Here is a 14769-nt window from a genome sequence, read left to right on the forward strand (position 1 = left end):
GATACACCCTCAACTCCCTTCTACGGCACACCACATGACACTCACCATTTCCATGGATGACCGAGGTCACGGTTCGCGTGACACATGACAGGGGCGTCCGGCTTTCGCTCGGACATCCGGCACCCGCGGCGCATCCTCGAAACACGCATTCGACTCACCGCACCGCATCCCGTGCACTCACCACAGGTAGGGAAAATCTCGTGCTCACTCGTCGTCATGCAATACGTCTCGGTCTGACCACCGGTGCCGTCGGCGCGGTCGGCGCTGCGGGCGGAACGTTCCAGCTGCTCGCCGGCGGCCAGTCGGCCCAGGCCGCGGAGGCCACCGGCCGCACCGCGGCGGCGGGCGCCGTCGAGCAGTTCACGGTGCCGCTGACGGTGCCGCCGGTACTGGCCCCGTACCGCAGGACCAAGGCGGCCGACTACTACCGCGTGACGATGCGCAGGGCGAGCACGGAGATCCTGCCGGGCACCCGCACCGACGTCCTCACGTACAACGGCTCCTTCCCCGGACCCACCATCCGCGCCCGCTCGGGCCGCACCGCGGTCGTCCAGCAGGTGAACGCCCTGGACATGCCCACCTCGGTGCACCTGCACGGCGGCAACAACCCGGTGGCCAACGACGGCGGCATGATGGACACCATCGCTCCGGGGCGCTCCCGGACGTACGTGTACGAGAACAGGCAGCCCGGCGCCACCCTGTGGACGCACGACCACGCGCACCACATGGAGTCCGAGCACGTCTACCGGGGTCTGTCCGGGGCGTATCTGCTCGGCGACAGCAACGAGGACGCGCTCGGACTGCCCTCGGGCGCCTACGACATCCCGCTCGTCCTGCGCGACGCGGCGTTCGACGAGAACGCCGCCATGGTCTACACGATGGACGACGCGGACAACCGGACGACGATCCTGGTCAACGGCCGGCCCTGGCCGTATCTGAAGGTCGAGGGCCGCAAGTACCGCTTCCGCCTGGTCAACTCGTGCAACCTGCGCATCTTCATCCTGGCGCTGACCGACGGCACGACCGACCAGCACCCGGTGCAGCAGATCGGCTCGGACGGCGGGCTGCTCGCGGCGCCCGCCGAGACGCCGGTCATGGTGCTGTCCCCCGGCGAGCGCATCGACTTCGTCGTCGACTTCGCCCAGTACGCGCCCGGCACCAAGCTCACCCTGTCCAACATGCTCGGCCCCGGCCCGACCGAACTGGTCGGCCAGGTCATGCGGTTCGACGTGGGCGAGAAGACCCCCGACAGCAGCCGGGTGCCCGCCGCCCTCGCCACGCTGCCGGCCCTGCCGAAGCCGACCGTCGAGCGCACCTTCGAACTGAACATGGACGAGCCGGGCACCGGCAGCCACCAGGCGTACATCAACGGCAGGACCTTCGACGCGAACCGGATCGACACCACCATCCGGTGGGGCGCCACGGAGGTATGGACGGTGGTGAACAAGAGCACCACCATTCCGCACAACTTCCATACGCACCTGGTGCAGTTCCGCATTCTCGAACGCGACGGGGCTGCGCCCTATCCGGCGGAGGCCGGCCTCAAGGACACCGTTCTGCTCTTCCCCGGACAGGTCGCGAAACTCCAGCTGACCTTCAGTTCGCACCGGGGCGTCTATCCCTATCACTGCCACATGATCGACCACAGCGCCATGGGAATGATGGGCCAGATGAAGATCGTCTGAACGGGCCTTTTCCCCTCCCCTCTTTCCGCTTTCGCCTTTCTCTTCTCCCACACCCTTGTGCAGAAAGGAGGATCATGACCACCCGAACCGCTCCGCCCTCATACGCGCGCCGGGTACTCGCCGCGCTGGCACGCGATCCCGCCCGTGCGGTCCTGCACCGGCGCGACTCGACGGTCGCAGCGGGTGAGCTGCATGAATCCGTGCTCGGGACCACCGCCCTGCTGAAGTCCCGGGGCATCGGCCCCGGGGCCACCGTCGCCACCCTGACCGGTCCCAACCACCCGCTGATGCTCAGCGCCCGGTACGCGGTGAATCTGCTGGGGGGCACCTCCGTCTACGTACGCTCGATGAATCCGCGGACCGACACCCAGACGTTCTCGCTGGCCACCCAGACCCAGCTGCTGCGCGAACTCGGCGTGCGGCTGCTGCTGGTGGACGACCGGGACGAGGACAGCGCAGCCCGCGGGCGGTGGCTGGCCCGGCGGCTGCCCGGCCTCACCGTGCTGCCGATCGCCCGCCGGGCGGATGGGCGGGCGCGGCTGCCGGATCTGCCGGAGCCGCGTCCGGACGATGTCGCGGTCGTCGACTTCACCAGCGGCTCCACCGGCCGGCCGAAGATGGTCGCCCAGCGCTACCGCACCCGCGAACAGCTCGTGGCGCGGCTCACGGACGGCCTCGATCCCCGGGGACCGGCGACGCTGCTCTCGGTCACCCCGATCAGCCACACGACGGCCCCGATGGCCGACGCGGTGCTGTCGGGCGGCGGAACGGTGGTGCTGCACGACGAGTTCGACGCCGACGCCACCCTGCACGCCTTCGACCGGCTGCGGGTGACCGACGTCTACCTCGCCGTGCCGCATCTGTACCGGCTGCTCGACCACCCGCTGGCGACGTCCTGCGACCTGTCGTCCCTGCGGCGCATCACCTACAGCGGCACCCCCGCCGCGCCCGAGCGGGTGCGGCAGGCGGTCCGGCTCTTCGGTGACGTGCTGATCCAGGTGTACGGCACGACGGAGGCCGGCGGCATCTCCAGCCTCAACCCGCTGGACCACCGCGAACCGGAGCTCCTCGGCTCGGTCGGCCGGCCCTTCCCCTGGGTACGCGTCGAGATCCGGGCACCCGGCAGCACGACGGCGCTGGGGCGCGGGCAGAGCGGCGAGATCTGGGTCAGCTCGGCCACGGTCTCGGCGGGCTACCTGGACGACCCGGAGCTGACCGCCAGGACGCTCAGGGACGGCTGGCTGCGCACCGGGGACCTCGGGCACTGGGACACCTACGGCTATCTGCGCCTGGACGGCCGGGTCGGCGACGTCATCAAGCACGGCGGGCTCAAGCTGGACCCGGCCGCGATCGAGGACGCGCTGACGGCGCACCCCCAGGTGCGGCAGGCCGCCGTCTTCGGGGTCCGCGACGCCGACCTCGTCGAGCAGGTGCACGCCGCGGTCGAACTCCACTCGGGCGCCGGGCACACCTCCTGCGACCTGCGTGACTACGTGGCGGCGGCGCTCACCCCGGAACACACCCCGGTCAGCGTCTCCGTCTGGCCCGAACTGCCGCTCACGCCCGCCGGGAAACCGGACCGCGCCCATCTGCGCAGCGTGACCGCACCGGTGCGGGCCCAACCCCCAGGACCCGCGCGCGCCGCACCCCTCCCGTCACCCGGCGAGGACGCGGAAGCGCGCGGTACGGGCCCGCCGGGGCCCGGCCACGCCGCCTGTCGGCGTACCGGTACGCGCAACAGAAAGGGCGCTCCATGACCGCATACGGCCACTTCGCCAGGTCACTGCGACTGCGGCGGCTCTACCGCCACAGCACGGCCGGCCTGATGATCACCCCTCTCGACCACTCGATCAGTGACGGACCCGTGGTGCCCAAGGGCACGACGCTCGACCAGCTCGCCGGCCGGCTGGCCGCCGGCGGCAGCGACGCGGTCGTCGTGCACAAGGGCAGCGTGCGCCACATCAGCCCGGAGCGGTTCGCCGCGATGTCGCTGATCATCCATCTCAACGCGTCCACCAACCAGGCACTCGACCCGAACGCCAAGTACGTGGTGACCGAGGTCGAGGAGGCGCTGCGGCTCGGCGCGGACGCGGTCAGCGTCCACGTCAACCTCGGCTCCGACGACGAACGGCAGCAGATCGGCGACCTCGGGCGGATCGCCGACGCCTGTGACCGCTGGAACCTGCCGCTGCTCGCCATGGTGTACCCGCGCGGCCCGCGCATCACCAACCCGCGTGACCCGGAGATGGTGGCGCACGCCGTCACCGTGGCGTCCGATCTGGGCGCGGACCTGGTCAAGACCGTCTTCCTCGGCTCCACCGCGGAGATGCTCGACCTGACCGCGGCCTGCCCGGTGCCGGTCCTGGTCGCGGGCGGCCCCGCGCTGCCCGCCGAGGAGGACGTGCTGCGGTACGTCCGCGACGCGCTGGCCGGCGGCGCGGGCGGGGTGGCGATGGGCCGCAACATCTTCCAGGCGCAGAACCCGCAGCGGCTCGCGGCGAAGGTCGCCCGGCTGGTCCACCACTTCCCCGAACAGCACTTCGGCCCGGACCCGTTCCCGGCCGCCGACCGGACGGACGAGCGGCTGACGCCCGACCACGCCCCGGATCACCTCGGAGCCCCGGCGCCCTCCGACGAGAACACCCACCACCTTTCCGATCTGACAGGAGGTCCGCATCATGACGGACGCAAAACTGTGCTGGCTTGACGTTCGCGGAACCGGCAACGCCACCGCCGCCGTACTCGAGGAAGCGATGCACCAGCGGATCGACGGCATCGTCGCCGCCGACCCGGCCGTCTTCAACGGACTGCCGCCCACCGTGCGCAAGATCCTGCTCTTCCCCGACGGCCTCGACGCCGTCCCCGCCGACCTCGGCGCCACCGACGTGGTCATCGTCCCCGGCGGCCGGGACGCCCGGTCGGAGCTGATGGCCGCGCACCCCGGCGTGGAGTTCGGCCGGTACGTCGAGATCGTGGACGCCGACACCCTGGAGGACGCCTGCCTGGCGGCCCGCCTAGAGCCGTGGAGCATCCTCGACTTCCGCGACCCGACCAAGATCCCGCTGGAGATCGTGATCGCGGCGGCGACCGGCTCGCCCGGCTCGATCATCACGACCGCGTCCAACACCGAGGAGGCCGAGATCATCTACGGCGTGCTCGAACTCGGCTCGGACGGGGTGCTGATGCGGGCCGACACCGTCGGCAACGCGACCGCCCTGCGTACCGCGGCCACCTCCCGCAGCGGTGAGATCCCGCTGGTGGAGCTGACCGTCGTCAAGGCCACCCACATCGGCATGGGCGAGCGGGCCTGCGTCGACACGACGACTCACTTCCGCAAGGACGAGGGCATCCTCGTCGGCAGCCACTCCAAGGGCATGGTCCTGTGCGTCAGCGAGACCCACCCGCTGCCGTACATGCCGACCCGCCCCTTCCGGGTCAACGCCGGCGCCCTGCACTCGTACACCGTCTCGGAGAACGGCCGCACCAACTACCTGAGTGAACTGCACTCCGGGAGCACGGTCCTGGCCGTCGACGTCAAGGGCCGGACCCGTCCGGTCAGCGTCGGCCGGGTGAAGATAGAGACCCGGCCGCTGATCTCCATCGACGCGGTGGCCCCGGGCGGCCAGCCGGTCAACCTGATCCTCCAGGACGACTGGCACGTGCGGGTGCTGGGTCCGGGCGCCGCGGTCCTCAACTCCACCGAGCTGAAGCCGGGCGACACGATCCTCGGCCACCTGCCGACGGCGGACCGCCATGTCGGCTACCCGATCGACGAGTTCTGCCTGGAGAAGTAGTCCGGCGCGGGCCCACCCGCGTAGCACCATCCGTACGATCCGCATCACCTCGCCACGCCCCGGCACCTCTTGTGCCGGGGCCGACGCGGGTGTCCGGACGCTGCCCAGGGGGCCGCTCACAGCAGCCCGTGCTCGATCGCGATACGGGCCGCGTCGAACCGGTTGCGGCCACCCAGCTTCTTGATCGCGGCCGAGGTCAGATTGCGTACGGTCCCGCCCGCCAGGAACAGCTCCCCCGCGATCTCCTTGACGGTCGCCCCGCCGGCGGTGAGCCGCAGCACGTCCACCTCGCGCACACTCAGCGAGGCATCACCCACGGCCACTGTCCGCAGCAGCGAGGGATCGACCGTCAGACAGCCCCCCGCCACCCCCATCAGCGTCGTGATCAGCTGCGGCAGCCGCGCGTTCTTCGGTACGACGCCCAGCGCCCCGGCCGCGACCGCCCGGTCCACCACCGACTGCGTCGCCGCGCCCACCATCAGCACGACACCGCACCTGAGGTGCTGGGTGCGCACATCGGCGGCGGCCCGCAGGGCCTTGCCGCCCATGGTGGACTCACCGAGCAACAGCACGGTCGGCCGGTGCCGTTCGACGGCGGGAAGCACCGACTCGTAGGACGTGGCGAGCCCCACGACCTCCAGTCCGTCGGCACTGTTCAGGGTCTCGGCGAAGGCTTCCAGGACGAGTTGGTGGTCGCCGGCGACGACGATTCGTACGGACATGTGATCAACCCCCGTATGGTTGACGGATCCGCTGAGCGGCGAATCCTCAGCAGGATTGCGGTCTGCGGTGCAGCAACTGGTCCACGAGCCCGTGGGCCGCCTCCTCATGGCCTTCGGTGCAGTCGGCCATGTCGATCTCGATGTGCCGTGCGCCGGGCGGCAGCGCGGCGGCGACCGTCGCCGACATGGTGCGGTAGGCCGCCGTCCGCTCCCCGGTGCAGGGGGCCGCGGGGATCACCACCACGCAGACGGCGACGGAACCCAGGTCCGCGGCGATCTGGGCGGGCAGCGTGCGGAAGGTGTCGGCCCGTTCGATGTCGGCCCGGTAGGGCAGGGCAACCATCCCGATCTCGGCCAACTCCTTGCAGAGGAAGGCCGCGTTGGTGGCCGCGTCGTCGCCACGTCCCCGGTGCTCCGCCCCGACCACCGCGACCTTCGCGCCGGCGGCACAGAGCCGGATGGTGATGATCCGGCCAATTCCGGTGGTGGCGTCGACGACGAGAACGACACGGCCTTCGAGGGCTTCAGGCGCGTAACTCTCTGCATGGGACACCGCGGCTCCTGAGCAGTTAATGTGTTGAACGTGTGAACTGGTGAGCCAGGGGAGTTGCGTGGTGCGCGACGCGACCTGCGTCGACTGCCACGTGCCTGACTCGGCACGTGCGCACGAGTCGGCCGCGATCCGGGGGAGACACACGTGGACGAGGTTTCGTCGCTCGATCAGGAGACGCTCGCGGTCTACCGCGCGATCCTTTTCCACAAGGAACACGATCCGCTCAAACTCGCCCAGCTGCTCGACATGGATACCGGTGGAGTGGAGGAGGCCCTGGGACGGCTCTCGCAGCTGTCCCTGCTCGCACCGTCCCGTGACTCACCCGGAACCCTGCGCGCGGTCAACCCGTCACTCGGCCTGAAGGTCCTGCTCCAGCGGGAACAGGACGAACTGGCCGCGCGCCAGCAGCGCATCGAACAGAACCGCGCGGCGCTGGCCGCCCTCGCCGCCGAGTACACGGCCTCCGGCCGCTCCTCCTCCGACCGGACCGAACAGCTCGACAACGTCGACGACATACGGATCAGGCTGGAGGCCCTCGCCGAGTCCTGCCAGCGCGAGTCCCTGGCCTTCCACCCCGTGGGCGGGCTGACCGAGGAGTCGATCGAGGCGGGCCGGCCGCTGAACGAGCGGGCACTCGCCCGCGGGGTCCGGTTCCGTTCGATCTACCTCGACAGCGTCGCCAACGACCGGGTGACCAAGGCGCACGCCCAGTGGATGGCGGAACGGGACAGCGAGATCCGTACCTCACCCACCCTGCCGATGCGGCTGCTCATCGTCGACACGACCGCCGCCGTCGTCGCCGGCCTGCCCGGTCAGGCGGGCCCCTCCGCGCTGCTGTTCAGCAGTCAGCCGGTGGTGCTCGCCATGCGGGCCCTGTTCGAGGCGTACTGGGAACACGCGGCCCCCCTGCACGGCCCCGGACATCCGGGCGAGGCCCTGGCCTGCGGGCTCACTCCGCAGGAGCGCAAGCTCCTCCAGCTCCTGTCCAGCGGTCTCACCGACGACGCGGTGGCCCGTGCGCTGGGCATCGGGGTCCGCACCGAGCGGCGCATCATGGCCGAGCTGATGGAGCGGCTCGGCGCGTCCAGCCGGTTCGAGGCCGGGGTGCAGGCGACGCGTCGGCAGTGGATCTGACGCGCGGCGCCCGCCGTGCCACCGGCCCGCTTCACGAGGAGGCCGGCGCCACCGGCCACACGAAGTCGCCCGGCATCCGCTGGCCGCCCGATCCGTCCCCCGGCGCGACCGGCCAGACGAAGTCGTCCGGCGTACGCGGGTTGCCACCCGGAGCCGTCGGCCACACGAAGTCGAGGGTGCCGTGCTGCGTCGCCGCCACGCCCACCCCTGCGGCCTGAGCGGGAGCCGCCCAGACGAGGGCGCCCAGCACTCCGGCGGCCAGGGTGGTGACGACGGCGGTACAGCGGGTGGCACGGGTGGCTCGGGACATGGCTGGTCTCCATTCCAGGCGCGACGATGACCGGATCGGCAGTGCGTTCGGAGCCAGTGGTGCTCGGTAGCTCCCCCGGACCGGTTCGCGATTTCCGCGTTCCGGCCGCTGAGATGAGATAACCACCGGCACCGCCCGGCTGTCCGCCTCCTGCGAGGCCAGGAAGCTGCCTGGCAGGGAGTTGCCCAGCCGCGGACCACGCTCGTGACCGCCTCCCTCCAGCAACACCCCTTAGGCTGTTCCCCTTTGCGCGCCGCTGAGCCGAGGGAGACACCACCGTGGAACGCCGCCCGGACGAGAAGTACCCGCCGATCGAGCCGTACGAGCAGGGGATGCTCGATGTCGGCGAAGGCAACCTCGTGTACTGGGAGGCGTGCGGCAACCCGGCCGGCAAACCCGCCGTCGTCGTGCACGGCGGACCGGGCTCGGGGTGCGCGGAGCGGCCCCGGCAGTACTTCGACCCGGAACGCTACCGCGTGATCCTCTTCGACCAGCGGGGCTGCGGCCGCTCCACCCCGCACGCGAGCGACCCGGCCGCCGACATGCGGTTCAACACGACGGACCGGCTGATCGCCGACATGGAGCGGCTGCGCGTCCGGCTGGGCATCGACAAGTGGCTGCTCTACGGGGGTTCCTGGGGCTCGACGCTGATCCTCGCGTACGCCGAGCAGTACCCGGAGCGGGTCAGCGAGATCGTGATCCCGGCCGTGACCACGACCCGCCGCTCCGAGATCGACTGGCTGTACCGGGTCGCGGGGCGGATCTTCCCCGAGGCATGGGACCGGTTCCGGGCCGGGGTCCCGGAGGCCGCGAGCGACGCGACCCCCGACGTGCTCGCCGCGTACGCCCGGCGGACGGAGAGCCCCGACCCGGAGGTGCGGGCGCGGGCGACGGCCGACTGGTGCGCCTGGGAGGACGCGGTGCTCTCCCAGGAGGCGTACACCGGACCGCCGCCGTACAGCGGCCGGCCCGCACGCGCGCAGCAGGCACTGGTGCGGATCTGCGCGCACTACTTCTCCCACGGCGCCTGGCTGGAGGAGGGGCAGCTGATCCGGGACGCCGGGCGGCTGGCGGGAATCCCGGGCGTGCTGGTGCACGGGCGGTTCGACCTGGGCGGCCCGCTGGGCACCGCGTGGGAGCTGGCGAAGGCGTGGCCGGACGCGGAACTGACCGTGATCGACGACGCGGGCCATCTCGGCGGGGCGGCGACGAGCCGGGCGGTGCTGGCGGCGCTGGACCGGTTCGCGGACCGATAGCGGGCCCGCCGCGCCCGTCCACCCGGCGCCGAGCGGGCCCCCCACCGCCCCGCCCGAACGGCTGCACGTCGCCCAGCGGGGTCCTCGCGGGCTCGCCTACGGGACCCCGCTCCGGTCCGGCGGCGACACTGCCGGTCGCCTGCGGCATCTGGCTCCTCACCGCACTGGCCCTGGGCCGGCTCCCGGCACCCGCGGCGCCGCGGACCGGGTGAGACCGCCGCGCCGCGGAGATCCGCCCTTGCTTCGAGCGGACTCCAAGGCGTTGGCTTGGCCTCATGAAGTACACGCAGCTCGGACGCACCGGACTCAAAGTCAGCCGCCTCGTGCTGGGGACGATGAACTTCGGCCCCCAGACCAACGAGAGCGACAGCCACGCCCTCATGGACGCCGCCCTGGACGCGGGTGTCAATTTCTTCGACACCGCGAACGTCTACGGCTGGGGCGAGAACAAGGGCCGTACCGAGGAGATCCTCGGCACCTGGTTCGCCCAGGGAGGCGACCGCCGCGACAAGGTCGTCCTCGCCACCAAGGTCTACGGCAACATGGCCGCCGACGGCGAGGCCTGGCCCAACCACGACAAACTGTCCGCGCTCAACATCCGCCGGGCCGTGGACGCCAGCCTGAAGCGGCTGCAGACGGACCACATCGACCTCTACCAGTTCCACCACGTCGACCGGTCCACCCCGGTCGAGGAGATCTGGCAGGCCATCGACGTACTGATCCAGCAGGGCAAGATCCTCTACGCGGGCTCCTCCAACTTCGCCGGATACAAGATCGCCCAGGCCAATGAGGTCGCCAAACAACGCGGCAGCTACGGACTGGTCAGCGAGCAGTGCATCTACAACCTGATGGAGCGGGGGGCCGAGATGGAGGTCATCCCGGCCGCCCGCGAGTACGGCCTCGGAGTCATCCCGTGGTCGCCGCTGCACGGCGGGCTGCTCGGCGGCGCGCTCCGCAAGGAGCGCGAGGGCGGCGGCGCCCGGTCCACCTCGGGCCGCTCCGGCGAGGCGCTCGCCGACCCGAAGGTGCGAGCGCAGATCCAGGCGTACGAGGACCTGCTGGAGAAGCACGGTCTGGAGCCCGGCGAGGCCGGTCTGGCCTGGCTGCTGACCCGGCCCGGCGTCACCGGCCCGATCTCCGGTCCGCGGACGCGCGAGCAGCTCGACTCCGCGCTGCGCGCGGTGGAGCTGGAACTGTCGGACGAGGTACTGACGGCCCTGGACGGGATCTTCCCCGGTCCGGGCCCGTCGCCGGAGAACTTCGCCTGGTAGGAACGGGCCCGCGTGCGGCCGTCCCCGGCAGACAGATCAGCCGAGGGCGGCCGCCGCTGCGACGACGACGAACATCAGCACGAGCACGGCCGCCATAATGCGGTTTCTGGTCTTGGGGTCCACCCGACGAGCGTAACCGCCCCGCTCACCGTCCCGGCGGCCAGGCCCGCACCACCTCGTACCGGGGCCGCTCCCCGGAGCAGGTCCGGAGAGTCCCGCCGCACGCGATACGGCCCCGTACCGGGATACCCGGTCGGGGCCGCAATCGTGGGCACCGAGAGCTCTCAGGCCGCCGTAGCCAGCTGCTCGCGCGGGACGAACCGCACATGCGGGCGGCCCGGACGCAGGTCGACCTGGAGGCGCAGGCCGCCGACGCGGGCCAGCATGAAGCCGACGCCGAGCGCGGCCACCAGCGAGAACGCGCCGCCGACCGCCATACCGGTCCGGACGCCGTACACATCGCTGATCCAGCCGACGATCGGGGCGCCCACCGGCGTACCGCCGGCGAAGACCATCATGTACAGGCTCATCACCCGGCCGCGCATGGCCGGGTCGGCCGCCATCTGGACGCTGGTGTTCGCGCTGATGTTGGTCGTCAGACCGATCATGCCGATCGGGACGAGCAGGATCGCGAAGATCCAGACGGACGGCGCCATGGAGGCGATGATCTCCAGCAGGCCGAACGCCGTGCCCGCGGCCACCAGCATCCGCAGCCGTGAGGAGCGGCGGCGGGCGGCGAGGAGGGCGCCCGCGAGGGAACCGGCCGCCATCAGGATGTTGAAGAACGAGTACATCCCGGCACCGCCGTCGAAGACCTCGTCCGCGAAGGCCGTCAGCCAGATCGGGAAGTTGAAGCCGAACGTGCCGACGAAGCCGACGAGGACGATCGGCCAGATCAGCTCCGGACGGCCGGAGACGTAGCGCAGGCCCTCGCGCAGCTGTCCCTTGGCGCGCGGTACGACGACGGCCTTGTGGAGCTCGCTCGTGCGCATCATCATCAGTCCGACGAGCGGGGCGAGGAACGACAGGCCGTTGAACATGAAGGCCCAGCCGCTGCCGACCGTGGTGATCAGCACACCCGCGACGGCGGGACCGATGAGCCGGGCGGACTGGAAGTTCGCCGAGTTCAGGCTGACCGCGTTCCGCAGCTGGGCGGGGCCGACCATCTCGGAGACGAACGACTGGCGGGCCGGGTTGTCCACGACCGTGACCATGCCGAGCAGGAAGGCGATCAGGTAGACGTGCCACACCTGGACCACGCCGGAGAGCGTGAGCACCGCGAGTGCGACACCGCACAGGCCAAGCGCGGCCTGGCTGAAGAGCAGGAGCTTGCGCTTCGGCAGGCGGTCGGCGATGACGCCGCCGTACAGACCGAAGAGCAGCATGGGGAGGAACTGGAGTGCCGTGGTGATACCGACGGCGGCTGCGGACCCGGTGAGGCTCAGGACGAGCCAGTCCTGCGTGATGCGGGACATCCAGGTACCGGTGTTGGAGATCACGGCGCCCGTGGCGAACAGGCGGTAGTTACGGATCTTCAGCGACGAGAAGGTCCCGCCGGGCTTGCTCTCGTGGGTGGAAGTCGGTGCGGGGGCGGAGTCTGCTCCGGATCCCGTACTCAAAAGGGTTCGCCTCCTCGGGCGTGGACATTGCGCGGGCTGACGGGGATGCGGCGGTGGGGCGGTGCGCCGGCTGTGATCCGGCGCGGCCCGCTCCGCTACAGGTGGGCGAGCTTCTCCAGCACGGGCGCCGCGTTGCGCAGCGTCTCCCACTCGTCCTCGTCCAGGCCTTCGGCGAGGGTGGTCAGCCAGGCGTTCCGCTTGGAGCGGCTCTCGGCGAGCATGGCCTCGGCCTGCTCGGTCTGGCTGACCATCTTCTGACGACGGTCATCGGGGTGCGGTTCCAGTCTGACGAGTCCCTTTGCTTCCAGCAGCGCGACGATGCGGGTCATCGACGGCGGCTGCACATGCTCCTTGCGGGCCAGCTCACCGGGGGTGGCCGAACCGCAACGCGCGAGTGTGCCGAGCACCGACATCTCGGTGGGGCTCAGCGACTCGTCGACGCGCTGGTGCTTGAGGCGCCGGCCGAGCAGCATGACGGCGGAACGAAGGGAGCTCACGGCGGCGGCACTGTCGCCGTCGTGGATCAGGTCAGGCATGTTTGTTAGCTTAACTCATTACCTACCCTAAAGACCACTCGGTGGTACACGCGCGAGAGCCGGATCACCAATCGATCACCCAAACGAGTGAGTGGGTTCCGGAAAGTCACGCGTGTCGGGCCCGGGGGACGTAACCCTGCATGGCATGGGATCGACAGTGCTCAGCCTGCGGATAGACGGTGAGCTGCTCGACCGGCTCAAGCAGCACGCCGCCAGACGCGGAATGAGCGTCCAGGACTATGTGGTCCGGACGCTCATTCGCGACGACTTCGACGAGCGCTTCCAGGCGGCCGTCGACGAGACAGAGAAGTTCTACGGGGCGGAAGGGGTCACGGCCGAGGAGGTCACCTGACCCCCGTCGGCCGTGCGCCCGCGAGGGATCACGCGAGGCCGAGCGCCGGCATCGCGTAGTAGAAGACGAAGACCGCCGACACCACGTACATGGCCACCGGCACCGAGCGACCACGCCCGGCGGCCAGCCGCAGCACGCAGAACGCGATGAAGCCGATACCGATGCCGTTGGTGATCGAGTACGTGAACGGCATCATCACCATGGCGAGGAAGGCCGGCATCGAGAGCGTGTAGTCGCTCCAGTCGATGTCCCGCACCGAGCCCGCGATGATCAGGAAGCCCACCGCCAGCAGGGCCGGAGTGGCCGCCTGCGAGGGGACCATGGTCGCCAGGGGTGTCAGGAACAGCGCCGCCGTGAACAGCAGCCCCGTCACGATGCTCGCGAAGCCGGTGCGGGCCCCCTCGCCGACGCCCGCCGTGGACTCCACGAAACAGGTGCCCGCCGAGGCGGAGCCCGCACCGCCCGCGGCGACCGCGATGCCGTCGACGAACAGCACCTTGTTGATGCCGGGGAAGTTGCCGTCCTTGTCCATCAGCTTGGCCTCGTCGCCGACGCCGAGGATGGTGCCCATCGCGTCGAAGAAGCAGGACAGCAGCACGGTGAAGACGAACAGGACGCCGGTGAGCACACCGACCTTGTCGAAGCCGCCGAACAGGCTGACCTTGCCGATCAGCCCGAAGTCCGGGGAGGCGACCGGATTGCCCGGCCAGTGCGGGACGGTCAGGCCCCAGGCCTCGCCCGGCAGGTCCGCGACCGCGTCGATGATCAGCGCGACGACCGTCATCGTGACGATGGAGATCAGGATCGCGCCCGGCACCTTGCGGACGATCAGCGCGAGGGTGAGCAGCGCGCCGAGCACGAAGACCAGGACCGGCCAGCCGTTGAGGTGGCCGTCGTTGCCGAGCTGAAGCGGGACGGTGGTGTGCGCGGCGTCCGGGATACGGGAGACGAAGCCCGAGTCGACCAGGCCGATCAGCAGGATGAAGAGGCCGATACCGATCGCGATGCCCTTGCGGAGCGAGGTCGGTACGGCGTTCATCACGCGTTCCCGCAGCCCGGTGGCGACCAGCAGCATGACCACGATGCCCGCGAGGACGACCATGCCCATCGCGTCGGGCCAGCTCATCCGGGGGGCGAGCTGGAGGGCGACGACGGTGTTGACGCCGAGGCCGGCGGCCAGCGCGATCGGCACATTGCCGATGACGCCCATCAGGAGCGTGGAGAAGGCCGCGACCAGCACCGTCGCGGTGACCAGCTGGCCACTGTCGAGCTGGTGCCCGTACATGTCCTTCGCGCTGCCCAGGATGATCGGGTTCAGCACGATGATGTACGCCATCGCGAAGAAGGTGGCGAATCCGCCGCGGATCTCACGCGCGACCGACGACCCCCGCTCGGAGATCTTGAAGAAACTGTCCAGGCCGCCGGAGGGCTGGGGAGCCGGGGGCTGATCGGAGTCGACCGGAGCGGTGGCCGAGGGGGGCATGAAGGACCTCAGTCATACGTAGAGGGAACCAAAAGAGGACTAAAACTGGTCAGC

14 protein-coding genes are annotated in these 14769 nt (G+C 70.5%); 8 read left to right on the top strand and 6 right to left on the bottom strand.

What is annotated here, in order from left to right; translation table 11 throughout:
• Positions 1-200: 200 nt before the first annotated feature.
• The 4 genes from OG322_RS15540 to OG322_RS15555 all read left to right on the top strand — a co-directional run bounded on the left by OG322_RS15540 (position 201) and on the right by OG322_RS15555 (position 5479).
• Complete coding sequence (locus tag OG322_RS15540; protein WP_329306555.1) at positions 201-1685, top strand: multicopper oxidase family protein; 1485 nt, start codon at positions 201-203, stop codon at positions 1683-1685.
• Positions 1686-1759: 74 nt separating this feature from the next.
• Positions 1760-3442: a class I adenylate-forming enzyme family protein gene (locus OG322_RS15545; protein WP_123460835.1), complete on the top strand. Its 1683-nt coding sequence runs from the start codon at positions 1760-1762 to the stop codon at positions 3440-3442.
• Complete coding sequence (locus OG322_RS15550) at positions 3439-4392, top strand: 2-amino-3,7-dideoxy-D-threo-hept-6-ulosonate synthase (protein ID WP_123460834.1); 954 nt, start codon at positions 3439-3441, stop codon at positions 4390-4392. Before OG322_RS15545 ends, OG322_RS15550 begins: the two co-directional genes overlap by 4 nt.
• Entirely contained in the window at positions 4364-5479 is a 1116-nt protein-coding gene (locus OG322_RS15555) for a 3-dehydroquinate synthase II (protein WP_207319768.1), read from the top strand. Before OG322_RS15550 ends, OG322_RS15555 begins: the two co-directional genes overlap by 29 nt.
• 116 nt (positions 5480-5595) lie before the next feature.
• Here OG322_RS15555 and OG322_RS15560 read toward each other — a convergent pair whose 3' ends face one another.
• Complete coding sequence (locus OG322_RS15560) at positions 5596-6201, bottom strand: response regulator transcription factor (protein WP_123460832.1); 606 nt, start codon at positions 6199-6201, stop codon at positions 5596-5598.
• A 46-nt stretch (positions 6202-6247) separates the two neighbouring features.
• On the bottom strand, positions 6248-6754 hold the full coding sequence (locus tag OG322_RS15565; RefSeq protein WP_123460831.1) for an SDR family NAD(P)-dependent oxidoreductase: 507 nt from the start codon (positions 6752-6754) through the stop codon (positions 6248-6250).
• A 144-nt stretch (positions 6755-6898) separates the two neighbouring features.
• Between OG322_RS15565 and OG322_RS15570 the strand changes: the two genes are divergently transcribed.
• Positions 6899-7888, top strand: coding sequence for a helix-turn-helix transcriptional regulator (locus OG322_RS15570; RefSeq protein ID WP_123460830.1), 990 nt, complete (start codon positions 6899-6901; stop codon positions 7886-7888).
• Positions 7889-7919: 31 nt separating this feature from the next.
• Here the strand turns inward: OG322_RS15570 and OG322_RS15575 are convergent, their stop codons facing one another.
• A complete protein-coding gene (locus OG322_RS15575; RefSeq protein WP_123460829.1) occupies positions 7920-8198 on the bottom strand; it encodes a hypothetical protein in 279 nt (92 codons plus the stop codon).
• Positions 8199-8476: 278 nt separating this feature from the next.
• Here OG322_RS15575 and pip point away from each other — a divergent pair, with 278 nt between their 5' ends.
• Together pip and OG322_RS15585 are read left to right on the top strand one after the other, a co-directional pair.
• A complete protein-coding gene (gene pip / locus OG322_RS15580) occupies positions 8477-9454 on the top strand; it encodes a prolyl aminopeptidase (RefSeq protein WP_123460828.1) in 978 nt (325 codons plus the stop codon).
• A gap of 275 nt (positions 9455-9729) precedes the next feature.
• Positions 9730-10725 carry an aldo/keto reductase gene (locus tag OG322_RS15585; RefSeq protein ID WP_123460827.1) on the top strand — a complete coding sequence of 332 codons (996 nt, stop codon included), beginning with the start codon at positions 9730-9732 and terminating at the stop codon, positions 10723-10725.
• A gap of 284 nt (positions 10726-11009) precedes the next feature.
• Here OG322_RS15585 and OG322_RS15590 read toward each other — a convergent pair whose 3' ends face one another.
• Positions 11010-12344, bottom strand: a complete 1335-nt coding sequence (locus OG322_RS15590; protein ID WP_123460826.1) for an MFS transporter — start codon at positions 12342-12344, stop codon at positions 11010-11012.
• A gap of 95 nt (positions 12345-12439) precedes the next feature.
• Positions 12440-12880 (bottom strand): MarR family winged helix-turn-helix transcriptional regulator, encoded by a 441-nt coding sequence (locus OG322_RS15595; protein ID WP_123460825.1) that lies wholly within the window; start codon positions 12878-12880, stop codon positions 12440-12442.
• A gap of 145 nt (positions 12881-13025) precedes the next feature.
• On the opposite strand from OG322_RS15595, the gene OG322_RS15600 reads away from it, so the two are divergent.
• Complete coding sequence (locus OG322_RS15600) at positions 13026-13232, top strand: ribbon-helix-helix protein, CopG family (RefSeq protein ID WP_185095349.1); 207 nt, start codon at positions 13026-13028, stop codon at positions 13230-13232.
• Positions 13233-13260: 28 nt separating this feature from the next.
• On the opposite strand, the gene OG322_RS15605 is transcribed toward OG322_RS15600, so the two are convergent.
• On the bottom strand, positions 13261-14715 hold the full coding sequence (locus OG322_RS15605) for an NCS2 family permease (RefSeq protein WP_123460824.1): 1455 nt from the start codon (positions 14713-14715) through the stop codon (positions 13261-13263).
• Between the last annotated feature and the right edge of the window lie 54 nt (positions 14716-14769).

The organism is Streptomyces sp. NBC_01260, from assembly GCF_036226405.1.
GTDB lineage: Bacteria > Actinomycetota > Actinomycetes > Streptomycetales > Streptomycetaceae > Streptomyces > Streptomyces laculatispora.

Coding starts and splice junctions, on each gene's coding strand:
- OG322_RS15545 (WP_123460835.1), top strand. CDS start 1,760: ATGACCACCCGAACCGCTCCGCCCTCATACGCGCGCCGGGTACTCGCC.
- OG322_RS15550 (WP_123460834.1), top strand. CDS start 3,439: ATGACCGCATACGGCCACTTCGCCAGGTCACTGCGACTGCGGCGGCTC.
- OG322_RS15555 (WP_207319768.1), top strand. CDS start 4,364: ATGACGGACGCAAAACTGTGCTGGCTTGACGTTCGCGGAACCGGCAAC.
- OG322_RS15560 (WP_123460832.1), bottom strand. CDS start 6,201: ATGTCCGTACGAATCGTCGTCGCCGGCGACCACCAACTCGTCCTGGAA.
- OG322_RS15575 (WP_123460829.1), bottom strand. CDS start 8,198: ATGTCCCGAGCCACCCGTGCCACCCGCTGTACCGCCGTCGTCACCACC.
- OG322_RS15585 (WP_123460827.1), top strand. CDS start 9,730: ATGAAGTACACGCAGCTCGGACGCACCGGACTCAAAGTCAGCCGCCTC.
- OG322_RS15595 (WP_123460825.1), bottom strand. CDS start 12,880: ATGCCTGACCTGATCCACGACGGCGACAGTGCCGCCGCCGTGAGCTCC.
- OG322_RS15600 (WP_185095349.1), top strand. CDS start 13,026: ATGGGATCGACAGTGCTCAGCCTGCGGATAGACGGTGAGCTGCTCGAC.
- OG322_RS15605 (WP_123460824.1), bottom strand. CDS start 14,715: ATGCCCCCCTCGGCCACCGCTCCGGTCGACTCCGATCAGCCCCCGGCT.